Raw genomic sequence first — 12144 nt, 5'->3', positions numbered from 1 at the left:
GAGCACTTACCATGACCCTTCCATTTATCTTCCATAGCCAGACCGAAGATGGCCTTGTATTTGATGGTGAACTGCTAACCGTCACTCTGAAAACTGAAAACGTTAAGTTTGATAGCGTGCATGTACGCTGTGAGCCTGACAACGAAGAATATCTGATTGAGATGCTACCTCGCGGCAAGGCTGGTGAACTTCAACTATGGCAAGCGCAGTTCGCGGCGAACCGAGATCGTGATGTCACTCATTATGTATTCAAGCTCATCAAAGGCAATCAGCAATTTTGGTTAGATGACAGAGGTGTACATAAACGTATGCCACCGAAAGAATTCCACTTTAAGCTGAACACGCAGTCTCAACCACCGAGCTGGTTGCAAGAACAAGTCTTCTATCAAATCTTCCCAGACCGTTTTGCAGCTAGCCAAGATGAGCAAGCAATTCGAAATGCTTACGCGCAATACGACCCAGATACCGTGGTCAAATCTTGGGGAGAGGCAGTAGGTTCTCATCAAAATACGGGCGCACGCGAGTTCTTCGGCGGCGATTTAAAAGGCGTTGAAGAGAAACTCGATTACTTAGATGACTTAGGCGTGACGGCGTTGTATTTCAATCCTATCTTCACGGCGCCAAGCAACCATAAGTACGATACGAAAGACTACCTTAATATTGATCCTATGTTTGGCACTAATGAACAGTTTGCGCAGCTGTGTGCGCAAATTCATGGCAAACAGATGAAGATTGTCTTGGATGCCGTATTTAACCACACGTCCGTTCATCATCCATGGTTCGATATTAAACAAGAAGGTCAGGGGGCTTATGGCAATCCGGACTCGGACTTCCGCGACTATTACTTCTTCGAGGGACAAACCAACAATTACATTGGCTGGAAAGGCATTGGCAATTTACCGGTTCTGAACTTTGAGAACGAGCGAGTTCGCGATCACATCTACCAAGGTGAAGAGGCGGTGATTAAACACTGGCTCAAACCACCATATTCTGTCGATGGTTGGCGCTTTGACGTTATTCATATGTTGGGTGAAGGCGATGGCGCAAAAAACAATGCGCACTATGTGGAAGCGTTCCGTAAAGCAACCAAGGCGGTCAACCCTAATGCTTATGTGTTAGGTGAGCATTTCTTTGAGGCAACACAATGGTTACAAGGTGGGCAAGAAGATGGCGCAATGAACTATTACGGTTTTGCTCATCCAGTCCGTGCTCTGATTGCTAAGAAAGACATCATGTATGACCCAATTGACATCGATGCGTTAGATTTTAAAGAGTGGATGGATGAGGCGCGAGCCAAAGTCCCATTTGCAAACCAATTGTCTCAGCTTAATCAGTTAGATAGTCATGATACCGCCCGTTTTCTGACGCTTTTAGACGGCGATAACGAAAAAATGCGAATCGCACTGGCTTTACTCATGACTTACATAGGTACGCCTTGCCTCTATTACGGGAGTGAAGTGGGATTAGAAGGTGGGCTTGATCCTGACAACCGCCGTTGCTTCCCGTGGGAGCAGGTTGCTGAGTCTGATTGGCTGCCTTTATATCGTGACTGGATAAGAATTCGCAAGCAATACAAGGCGCTACAGTCCGGTAGTCTGCAATGGCTCCACTGTGATGAGCAGGCCATGGTATACGCTCGACAATGGAAAGAAGAAACAATAGTTGTGGCATTTAACCTAAGTAAATACGAACAAAATGTTAACCTGCCTTTATGGCAACTTGGCTTAAATGCAACACACTTGCATCAAATATTAGACAAAGGTGAAGTCGAGGTGGCTGAACGTCATTTTTCTGTCAATATCCCAGCATTGAACTGCAAAATATGGCAAGTGAAGTGACACCTGATGCCTTATTTATTAAAATTTATGAATACATAAGTGAAAAACTATAAATAGCCCTTCGATAATCAGTACTTTCGAAGGGTTGAAATTATTAAAAGCCAATGGTGTTCAATGGGTAATAAAAGGCGATTTAGCCTCAAGTTTGTCATCTTCTTCCCTCTATTTTTGTTTGTCGCAGTTATGATCGTGACTGCGAAGAACTATTACGATGCGATGAATCGTTACATCACGTTGGAGTATGCGCAGATTGATCGTGCGTTGAACCGAGCGATTAAAGTGCTTACCGCTTTAGACTACAGCTTTGTTAATTATTCAAATCCAGCCCATCCTTTGTTTCAAGAACACAACCATATGATAAGAAATGGCATGTGTTACGTATGGCCCATTGACGTATTGCTTTTAGAAAACAAACATTCGGGAGGTTTACCTGCGGTCGAACTGGATTACATGATTGTTGGTCAAAAAGAATTATGTGAGCAAGGCTCCGCTCTGTTTAATTTGGCAGAAAAGAAAGCGGGTTTTGCGCCGTCATTGTCGTTTTTGCACGATATTGAATCGCACATTATAGGTATCCACTATATCGACCAGCGTGGCTACGTTATCTCATCGCCAGATACCTATGCTGAAAACTTTTCCCAAGAGCTATGGAATACGCTAAAAGCGCGACCATTTTGGCAAAAAACAGCTCAAGAAACCGTAAAAGTCACCATGTCAGGTCCTGCGCCAATGCTGGCTCGTCGTGATGGTCAAGTCATCAGCTTGACAGTACCTATTTATGAGAAGGCTGTTCATCAAGGGGTTCTATCCATTGATTTTGATGTTGATGAACTACTTAAGACCAATGAGAATCTCGCGGGTAAGCTGCATATCATTTCTAACGTCACGCCGATACCTCAAAACGCAATGCGAATTCAACCTGTGGAGCACGACCGTTTAAGTGCTGACCACAGCATTTATTACGAATACAACCTGTGGAGCGAGTTCAAGAATCTGTTGGCGTTCGAGAAATACAGCGTTGCGGTTGCATTCTTTATCTATGTATTAAGTACCGTTGCTCTGTTCTTGGTCAATACTCAAACAGAGCGCCGTTACTTCAAAGAGTTGGCGGCGAAAGATCCGATGACGGGTTTACTCAACCGACGTGGCATGCAAGCGGTATGGCGCAACAAAATGACCAAGAAGCACGTCGCGCTTGCCGTTTTTGATATCGATGATTTTAAAGCGATCAACGATACCTATGGGCATGATGTCGGTGATGATGCCATTCGTCTTGTGGCTAAGTGTATTCGTGACAATATTCGTCATTCGGATGTGGCATCGCGTTTTGGTGGTGAAGAGTTTGTTCTTGCCATCTACGATGAAGATTTCGATAGCATGCTGCGTATATTGGAGCGAGTAAGAAATGCGATTAGTAAAAGCTCGAAAAGGGTGGTTGCTGGTGGTTTTACAGTATCAGGCGGTGTCGAGTTCAAGTCTTCTTCTCAATTAGAAAGCTTTGACGAACTGTTCAAAGTAGCCGATGAAAAGCTCTATGAAGCAAAGAGCACCGGTAAGAACAAGATTTGCTACTAAGTAGTAGATCAAAAAAGGGCGAATTCATCGCCCTTTTTTGATCTTTAAAACTGCTTTAACTTGCTTTACGCGACGCGAGACTGCAATTCATCACGATAACGCTGAATGTGCTCAACGATTGGTGCCGCTTTGTTGAACGTGCGGATCTCACGGAACAGGTCATTTGCTTCTGGGTAAGCTTGGCGTAAGTAAGAGAACCACTGTTTTACGCGGTTCGGATAGTACAAACCTTTGTCACCTTTCATTTCAAACTGAGAGTAGTAAATCAGTAGTTCGACGACTTCTGCCCAAACCATTGGCTTATGATTGTATTTCACCATATTACCCAGATTTGGAATATTGAATGCACCGCGACACACCATCAGGGAATCAACGCCTGTGGTTTCGATACAACGTTGACCATCTTCGTAGTTCCAAATTTCGCCATTCGCGATTAATGGAATGTCAAAACGTTCACGGATTTGGGTGATGTATTCCCACTTGATTTCAGAGGCTTTGTAGCCGCCTTGTTTTGTACGGGCATGAACCGTCAGTTCGTTTGCGCCAGCAGATTGAATGGCATCAACAATCTCAAAGCAGTCTTCAGGGTTTTCCCATCCAAGACGAATTTTAGCGCTCACAGGAATATCGTTTGGAACAGCGTCACGACACGCTTTTACCACGTTATGAATCAGTTCTGGATGCTGAAGAAGTGCCGCGCCACCTTTACTCTTGTTCACCAAGCGAGCCGGGCAGCCGAAGTTAAGGTCGATACCGCGCGCACCAAGCTCAGCGGCTTTGATTGCGTTTTCTGCCATCCAATTTGGTTCTTGACCAAGTAACTGTACGTGAACAGGTACGCCAGATGCAGTTTGTGAGCCTTGAAGAAGCTCAGGACACAGACGATGGAATACGTGATCAGGTAACAGCTGATCGATGACTCGAACAAACTCTGTCACACACAGATCATAGTCGTTTATCTCGGTCAGGATTTGGCGCATCAAATGGTCCAAAACGCCTTCCATCGGGCCTAATACAACTCGCATAGCTTGCCTAATACAGTTTGGTGGTAAAAAGGAGGGCGATTGTAGCGATGTGAGTGAAGTTTGTCATTAAAAGACTCATCAGCATCGAGCGACATCAACTAGCATCTTATTAGCTCTAGGGTATAATGCCGCCAAATTCATGGGAAACCAGATGTCATGCAATACACATTAATTGAGAAAGGTGAAGTTCAGCTAGACGAATCTTCACTGTTTTTGGAAGGTGCAGTATTTGCTGCAAACCTGATGACAAAACCGCTAACACCAGAAAGCTGGCTAGAGCCACTACTTGGTGAAGGTTTTAAAGCCATTCAGCCAGCCGTTGAAGAGCAGATTCACAAACAGCATAACTACATTCTGCGTAATGAGTACTCGATTCTTGCGCTGACTAATAGTGATGCAGAGCAACTAGCAGACTTTGCTGAAGGCTTTATGTCTGTGTGGCCAATGATTGAAGAGCAATGGCACGATGTTGTGCTCAACGACGGCCTAGAGCGTATGTTGCAAGCATTATTGACCACCATGATGTTGGCGATTGATGAAGAGCAAACGCAACAGCAAATGCGTGATGCAGGTATTGAGAACCCGCCAGCATTAGCCGATTTGGTGGATCAACTTGATCTCATGATCAACGAAGTAGCGCTTGGTGCTGATGAATTGATGGTAGGTAAAAAATCTAAGAGCTTGAACCCGTTTAAAGACGTTGGCCGTAACGACCCTTGTCCTTGTGAAAGTGGTAAGAAGTTCAAACAGTGTTGCGGTAAGTAATTGCAATATAAATAAAAAGCCGACCTTGTGGTCGGCTTTTTTGATCTACTTGATCGGTATTCAGCGTGAAAAGTTATTACCGATTACTGAATTGGATTTTTACGCTTACCACTAAAGAACTGAGCAATCACGATGAATGCAAGTGCAACCAAGTTACCTGCGAAGATGACAACCAACCACTGAGGCATTGAAAGGCCAAAGAATTGCCAAACAATCTTCGCACAGTCGCCATACGCTTCGAACATCCAAGGCGCCCATTGGTTAAGTGGTGCCCAGCTTGGGAAAGTCACGAATAAATCACACGTTGCGAACGGTGATGGGTTGAACTGATAGTCGACGTGCTGCATCGCCAGCATCAAACCTTTATAAGCACTTGCTCCCCATGCAGCTAACGCTATCCAGCGCACGAGAGGGTTGTTTGGTGCAACAAGACCAATCATTGCCGCGACACCAATTCCCATCATAGCGACACGTTCATAGATACACATAACACACGGTGCTAGCATCATGACGTGTTGAAAGAATAGGGCACAAGCTTCAAAAAAGACGATGGCCAAAAGGAGTAGGAGCCAAGATAAGCGTCCCTTCGAAAACTGGTTAAGTGATGCAAAAATACTCACGGTTACAATCCTGTCTGAAAATATAAAAAAGCTCTGATTACTCAGAGCTTTTTAACTTGGATAAGTTTCCTAATCAACTCAAATTTTTAGTGTCCACCTGACACAACTGGAGTTAGATCACCACTACTTGGCACAATCCAGCCCGCATCGTAGAAGAATGCTGTTGCTGGTTCTAGGAAGAACATGATGCCCATCAAGCCAACAAGCGCTAATACAACCGTGTAAGGAAGCGCCATGATAACCATGCGACCGTATGATAGACGAATCAAAGGTGCTAGTGCTGATGTCAGTAGGAATAGGAACGCAGCTTGGCCGTTTGGCGTTGCAACTGAAGGTAGGTTAGTACCTGTGTTGATTGCAACGGCTAGTAGGTCGAACTGTTCACGAGTGATAAGGCCTTCAATAAGCGCTGTCTTCACTTCGTTAATGTAAACTGTGCCCACGAATACGTTATCCGAAACCATCGAAAGCAGACCATTAGCAACATAGAACAGAGCAAGTTGAGCGCCCTTATCTTCAACAGCAAGTACTGCATCGATAACAGGTTTGAATAGCTCTTGGTCGATGATAACGGCAACCACTGCGAAGAACACAGCAAGTAGTGCTGTAAATGGCAGAGCCTCTTCAAACGCTTTACCCATCGAGTGCTCTTCGATAACACCAGTAAACGAAGTCGCTAGGATAATTACAGAAAGACCAATCAGGCCAACAGCTGCTAAGTGAAGTGCAAGTGCGGCAATCAACCAAACAGCGATAAGGCTTTGAACCCAAAGTTTCGCTACGTCTTGGTTAGTACGAGTCTTGCGTTCTTCACGGTCGAAATCGACTAGGATTTGGCGCACGTTGTCAGGCAGTTGAGCGCCGTAGCCAAACACTTTTAGCTTCTCTACAACCACACAAGTGATCAAGCCACAGATGAATACTGGCAAAGTTACTGGAGACATACGAATTAAGAACTCACCGAAGAACCAGCCCGCTTGGTCAGCGATGATCAAGTTCTGCGGTTCACCAACCATGGTAGTGACGCCACCTAGTGCTGTACCAACACCTGCGTGCATTAACAATGAACGTAGGAATGCGCGGTAGTTCTCTAGGTCATCACGCGTTAGCTCAGTGATGGTGTCATCTTGAGTGTGGTCGTGGTCACCGATAGGGTTTCCAGAAGCCACTTTGTGGTAAATCGAGTAGAAACCAACTGCAACACTGATTACAACGGCAATAACGGTCAGCGCGTCCAAGAATGCTGACAAAAACGCCGCTGCGAAACAGAATGCGAGTGAAAGTAACGTTTTCGAACGAATACCAAGCAGGATCTTTGTAAAAATGAACAGCAGAAGCTGTTTCATAAAGTAGATACCCGCAACCATGAATACCAACAGTAGAAGTACTTCGATATTCGCTACCAGCTCGTGCTTCACCTGTGCAGGGCTAGTCATACCGATAGCAACCGCTTCAATTGCAAGCAAACCGCCGGGTTGAAGTGGGTAACACTTCAGCGCCATTGCTAGCGTGAAAATAAATTCCGCTACTAGCAACCAACCTGCAACAAATGGGTCAATTAGGAAGAATACAATCGGGTTAATAATTAGGAAGGCTATAATGGCAACTTTGTACCAATCAGGCGCTTTACCAAGGAAGTTCTTGATAAAGGCATTTCCGAGCGACATCGGCATGATAATTCTCTTTATAACAAAATTATGAATAGACACTACAATAGTGCTTAAGTATCTGTTTGTTAGACTTATTATCTAGTCTTTTAAAACAATAACTTAGAAAAACAACAATCCATTGTTTTACTGTAGTCTTGCCAAGTTACTTCCCCTGAACTTAAGCACCGCTCACTTTCGACCGCAACTCTACACCTCGGCATTTTATAGTCAATAACAAAACGTGATGCTGCCGACTAAAACTGCTTTTTATTTGTAATAACGCGATCAAAACGGCGTTACTATACCACGAAAAGATTAAAAAAAATCACCTTGGAATTTAAAACAAAGTCAATTACGAGAAAAGATAAATTAAGAAAGAATATTAATCGTAAAACACAAATTTATTTTGCATATTTTGAGCAGAAAAATGTGACGGGGTAGGCTTTATTTTCCGTGAGTTTGTGGCTGTTCCAATTTTTGCAAAATATAAATTTTGCGCGTTTGGTTCCAAGTGATTAGGGTTTTAAATTAAGGATATATGTAGAGTATTAACTCTATATTGAGATTTCGTTTCATTTGTTGATCGTTAATTTTCGCAAATCGTTAAGTAGTGGTATGATGAGTCGCATCGACCCTTAGAAATCAATATTGGATAAAAACAGAATGGTCATTAAGGCTAAAAGCCCTGCGGGTTTCGCAGAAAAATACATAATCGAGAGCATTTGGAACGGCCGTTTTCCACCTGGCTCAATATTACCCGCTGAACGTGAGCTATCTGAACTTATTGGTGTTACCCGTACGACTTTACGTGAAGTGCTTCAGCGCCTTGCGCGCGACGGTTGGTTGACCATCCAGCACGGTAAGCCAACTAAAGTGAACCAATTCATGGAGACATCAGGTCTGCATATTTTGGATACACTGATGACACTTGATGTTGATAACGCAACGAACATTGTGGAAGACTTGCTTGCTGCACGTACTAACATCAGCCCAATCTTTATGCGTTACGCGTTTAAAGCGAATAAAGAGGCGTCTGAGCGTACTATTCAAAATGTTATCGACTCATGTGAAGCGCTAGTGAAAGCACCTTCATGGGATGACTTTATTGCAGCATCTCCATACGCAGACAAAATTCTGCAAAGTGTGAAAGAAGACAACGAGAAGGATGAAGCCAAGCGTCACGAAATTCTGATTGCTAAGACGTTCAACTTCTACGACTACATGCTGTTCCAACGTTTGGCGTTCCACTCAGGCAACCAGATCTACGGTTTGATTTTTAACGGCTTGAGAAAGCTATACGACCGTGTAGGTAGTTACTACTTCTCGAACCCTGCATCGCGTGATTTAGCACTGCGCTTTTACCGCCAGCTTCTCGAAACCTGTGAAACAGGCCAGCGTGAGCAACTTCCCGTTGTGATTCGTCATTACGGTATGGAAAGTGCACAAATCTGGAATGAGATGAAACAACAGCTGCCAACGAACTTCACAGAAGACGACAGCTAATCGATTGTTGAAGTCCAACGATTTCATATAAAAACCGCAGGTATCACCCTGCGGTTTTTTTGTGTTTGCTTTTCCGAAGCTCGGTTTAGGCTAAGGACAGTCTGGGTAACGGTAGGTAAAGGGTTTCTATGATGTCTGAGAGCATTTGATCATAGGTATTGAACACAGTAAGGGACAAGTCGGAGGTAATGTCGTATAACTCCTCTTCACTCAGTGACAATACTTCACCTTCTATATATTCATTTAGAGATTGAATCGACCTAGCAGACATCGGAGAGGCAACGCTCAAGGGGCTAATTACTGCCAATTGATTAAGCCTCCTAATCATTACCGATGCGTAATTTCTCATCCGTTCAGGCCCACCTCTGTCTTGCATGTCTTGAATGCTGATACGGAGCTGTGTCAGCGTTTCTAAGCTATCAATCACGGTTTGCCAGTTCATATGGTATTCGTCATGCAACTCATCTCTCTGGGCAATAGCGAGCCATGCGATGGTAACTTCATCCATTAAGAACAAACTATGACGGATCAGTTTGCCATGCTCCATCTGATTCCGCGCTACCGTGTTGTCCTGCCATTGTTCCATCAACTTATCGATTTTGATTTGCAGCACGCGATACATGGGTTTGTTCTCAAAGCGGGAAGTTTCCACGAGCTGATGCAGTTTATAACCTAACTCCTGATGAATTTGCTCTATCTCTTTTTCATGATGTTGTTGGTATTGGATAGAGTAGTGGGTCACCGCTCGGTGACGGCGCAGTAGGTGAACCACATCGCGTAATAAGGTGAGTAATTGATATTTGCGAGCATGTTGCTTTTCTCGCTTCGCAGCCAAGTGATAGATCCCTGCCAGAATGGCAATCGAGATCAAAGTAGAAATCAAAACAAACATAACCAACTCCTTGTTAGTGCTTTTGACCTAGCAACGATGAAAGAGCAGTTTTGATGCCAATAGTTAAAGTTAATAAAAACAATGGCTTATATTTGTAGTGAAAAAGGAGCTGTACGAATTTGGTGCGTAATCTCCCCAAAAGTGTGAATTTGGTCAAATTACATCGCAGTTGTGTATACCTTTCCGGATTGGATGAAATTAGTGCTAGTTCTAAAGTCGCAAAGTTTTCTATTTGCATTTAATTGCTCAGGAACCCTCGATTCAAGTCACAATGCCGATAGGCTAAATGATGATCTATTTGTATATGCTATGGGTTGTTTATGTGAATAACAGAGGGAATTACTTTGTCCAACGCGCTTGAAATTTGCTTTAGTACAACACCAAAGTCAAAGTTACCTGTAGATGTCAAAAACAAAACAGCCTACAGCCAGTTCAGAAAAGATAATCCGCATATACTCGGCACCTTTATCCCTGCAGGGACTCCGTTCATTCTAAGTAATAATTCGTCTAATTCCGTAGAGAAAATTAGGAATGATAGGCCAGATATTGCATGCGCTCTTGACACAGTGAAGAGTTGGTCTCAAGAAACGAAAAGAAATGTGGCCCACCTTTCTAGCGAATTTGGCGATGAAAACTTACAGGCAATAGCATACATCTATGAAAAAGAAATTAAGCCGTTCTTAGATGCAACTAATACCGTTATGGGCGGAAAGTTGGATGAATACACCGCCGCTGGAGCTGCGGCAACCGCGATCAATGAAAAACAGGCTAGGATGAGTAAGTTTGGTAAAGCGTTGCTCAGCTATCAGAATGCCCTGATCAATGTACGACTTGCTGCTAAAAGTGGAGCCAAGAAAACTGAACTTCTGAAGCTAGGCAACAAAGTTAAGTTCGCACATGACTCTTTAAACAAGCAGTTTCTAAAAGAACTGACTCATTACTCGGGTCGAGTTAAAAGTAGTAAAGGCAATATCTGGAGTAACCCTGAACGAGGAATAAACATAGCTAAAAGCGGCAGGAACTCAAGTAAGCTTCAACTCACATCTCTTGCCAATATACGTTCTGTTAGAGCACTAGAGGTTGGCTCTGATGTTATTGGAAAAAAGATTATTGCCATAGATGCAGGTGTCAGATTCAACAACGTTCGCAATGCGAAGAGTAATGGTAAAGATTGGCAAAAAAAAGCGGTGATGGAAGTCGCAGGCTTCGGAGCGAGTAATGCTGCAGGGGCTTGGACGACCGCAAAAGTTGTAACGGCAGGTATGGGGATTGCGTTAGCAGCGGGGCCACTGGGTATTGTAGTACTTATTGGTGTTGGGTTAGGGGCTGGCTATGCGGCTGCAAAAATGGGTGATTGGTTTGGGCAAGGTTTAGCAGAAAAAACCTATGAAACTAGCTCTAAAGTAAATTGGTTTTAAAGGAGTAATTGTGTTTTATTTCGATCTTATAGTGATGATTGTTGGTTGGACATGGTTACTGAGCACATTGGTTTTTATTCGTGTATCAGCAAAGCGGATTGAGGCAAAAATATTGCAGGATGGTCACGATCCAATTGGCTGGGACAGAAATGGGTGGGGTTTTAGATTTCCTATGTACGCCTCAGTGTTGATGCGAGGTAAACCAGCGAAAGTGTCGCTGGTAGAAGACAAACTTATTCTAAAGTATGCGACAGTCTTTGACCGAGTGCTTGCGTATATTGTCACAATAAGCTTCGTGATGGCACTTGCTTTGGGAGCAGTAATGGGGTTGGGGCCTGAAGAGTACAGAGTGAAAACCAGTTAAGCGCAGGGCTCTGTAGAACGGTGAGTACAAGCCTAATTGAAAGGCCAAATCCTGCTCTAGGGAGCAAAGTGTTTTATTTTGATATTGTAAACATGATTATTGGATGCACTTGGCTAGTGAGTACCTTGCTTTTTATTCGTATATCGGTAGAGCGGATTGAGAAAAAAATGTTGCGAGATGGTCATGACCCTTTTGGTTGGGACAGAAATGGGTGGGGGTTTAGATTTCCCATGTACACATCGGTATTGATGCGAGGAAAGCCAGCTAAAGTATCACTTGTGGATGACCAACTAATACTAAAATACGCAACAACGTTTGATAGAGTACTTGCGTATGTTGTAAGCATCAGCTTTATGCTTTTCCTTGTGTGTGGTGCGATCATTACTTGGGGACCGGAAGAGTATAGGTTGCACTAAGTAATTTTCTCTCTGTCTCGTCCTAAAATACGTTGACAGTTTTTCACTAAGCCAACTGCCCCAGCAGTTGGCTTTTTTC

Annotated in this window: 11 protein-coding genes; 7 read left to right on the top strand and 4 right to left on the bottom strand. The window is 43.7% G+C overall.

Annotation, left to right across the window (positions count from 1 at the left end; genetic code table 11):
• Positions 1-11: 11 nt before the first annotated feature.
• Entirely contained in the window at positions 12-1838 is a 1827-nt protein-coding gene (malZ, locus tag VCHENC03_RS05850) for a maltodextrin glucosidase (protein WP_009707268.1), read from the top strand.
• 114 nt (positions 1839-1952) lie between these two features.
• On the top strand, positions 1953-3413 hold the full coding sequence (locus tag VCHENC03_RS05855; RefSeq protein ID WP_009707267.1) for a GGDEF domain-containing protein: 1461 nt from the start codon (positions 1953-1955) through the stop codon (positions 3411-3413).
• Between the two features lie 65 nt (positions 3414-3478).
• On the opposite strand, the gene dusC is transcribed toward VCHENC03_RS05855, so the two are convergent.
• Positions 3479-4438 (bottom strand): tRNA dihydrouridine(16) synthase DusC, encoded by a 960-nt coding sequence (dusC, locus tag VCHENC03_RS05860; protein WP_009707266.1) that lies wholly within the window; start codon positions 4436-4438, stop codon positions 3479-3481.
• A 156-nt stretch (positions 4439-4594) separates the two neighbouring features.
• Here dusC and VCHENC03_RS05865 point away from each other — a divergent pair, with 156 nt between their 5' ends.
• Positions 4595-5203: an SEC-C metal-binding domain-containing protein gene (locus tag VCHENC03_RS05865; RefSeq protein WP_009707264.1), complete on the top strand. Its 609-nt coding sequence runs from the start codon at positions 4595-4597 to the stop codon at positions 5201-5203.
• A gap of 83 nt (positions 5204-5286) precedes the next feature.
• Here VCHENC03_RS05865 and dsbB read toward each other — a convergent pair whose 3' ends face one another.
• Together dsbB and nhaB are read right to left on the bottom strand one after the other, a co-directional pair.
• Complete coding sequence (gene dsbB / locus VCHENC03_RS0126160) at positions 5287-5823, bottom strand: disulfide bond formation protein DsbB (RefSeq protein ID WP_032802976.1); 537 nt, start codon at positions 5821-5823, stop codon at positions 5287-5289.
• An 86-nt stretch (positions 5824-5909) separates the two neighbouring features.
• Positions 5910-7496 carry a Na(+)/H(+) antiporter NhaB gene (gene nhaB / locus VCHENC03_RS05870; RefSeq protein ID WP_009707262.1) on the bottom strand — a complete coding sequence of 529 codons (1587 nt, stop codon included), beginning with the start codon at positions 7494-7496 and terminating at the stop codon, positions 5910-5912.
• A 639-nt stretch (positions 7497-8135) separates the two neighbouring features.
• Here nhaB and fadR point away from each other — a divergent pair.
• Positions 8136-8975, top strand: a complete 840-nt coding sequence (gene fadR / locus VCHENC03_RS05875; protein WP_009707261.1) for a fatty acid metabolism transcriptional regulator FadR — start codon at positions 8136-8138, stop codon at positions 8973-8975.
• 85 nt (positions 8976-9060) lie between these two features.
• Here the strand turns inward: fadR and VCHENC03_RS05880 are convergent, their stop codons facing one another.
• The gene (locus VCHENC03_RS05880; protein ID WP_009707260.1) at positions 9061-9867 is read right to left on the bottom strand and encodes a hypothetical protein; all 807 of its coding nucleotides are present in this window, start codon (positions 9865-9867) and stop codon (positions 9061-9063) included.
• Between the two features lie 344 nt (positions 9868-10211).
• On the opposite strand from VCHENC03_RS05880, the gene VCHENC03_RS05885 reads away from it, so the two are divergent.
• The 3 genes from VCHENC03_RS05885 to VCHENC03_RS28050 all read left to right on the top strand — a co-directional run bounded on the left by VCHENC03_RS05885 (position 10212) and on the right by VCHENC03_RS28050 (position 12065).
• Complete coding sequence (locus VCHENC03_RS05885; RefSeq protein ID WP_009707259.1) at positions 10212-11285, top strand: hypothetical protein; 1074 nt, start codon at positions 10212-10214, stop codon at positions 11283-11285.
• 10 nt (positions 11286-11295) lie between these two features.
• The gene (locus tag VCHENC03_RS05890) at positions 11296-11649 is read left to right on the top strand and encodes a hypothetical protein (RefSeq protein WP_009707258.1); all 354 of its coding nucleotides are present in this window, start codon (positions 11296-11298) and stop codon (positions 11647-11649) included.
• A gap of 230 nt (positions 11650-11879) precedes the next feature.
• Positions 11880-12065: a hypothetical protein gene (locus VCHENC03_RS28050; RefSeq protein ID WP_009707257.1), complete on the top strand. Its 186-nt coding sequence runs from the start codon at positions 11880-11882 to the stop codon at positions 12063-12065.
• Positions 12066-12144: the final 79 nt, after the last annotated feature.

Source organism: Vibrio sp. HENC-03, from assembly GCF_000305755.2.
Taxonomy (GTDB): Bacteria; Pseudomonadota; Gammaproteobacteria; order Enterobacterales; family Vibrionaceae; genus Vibrio; species Vibrio owensii.
The sequence above is the reverse complement of the archived record's forward strand: the minus strand, read 5'-3'. Positions and strand labels throughout refer to the sequence as shown.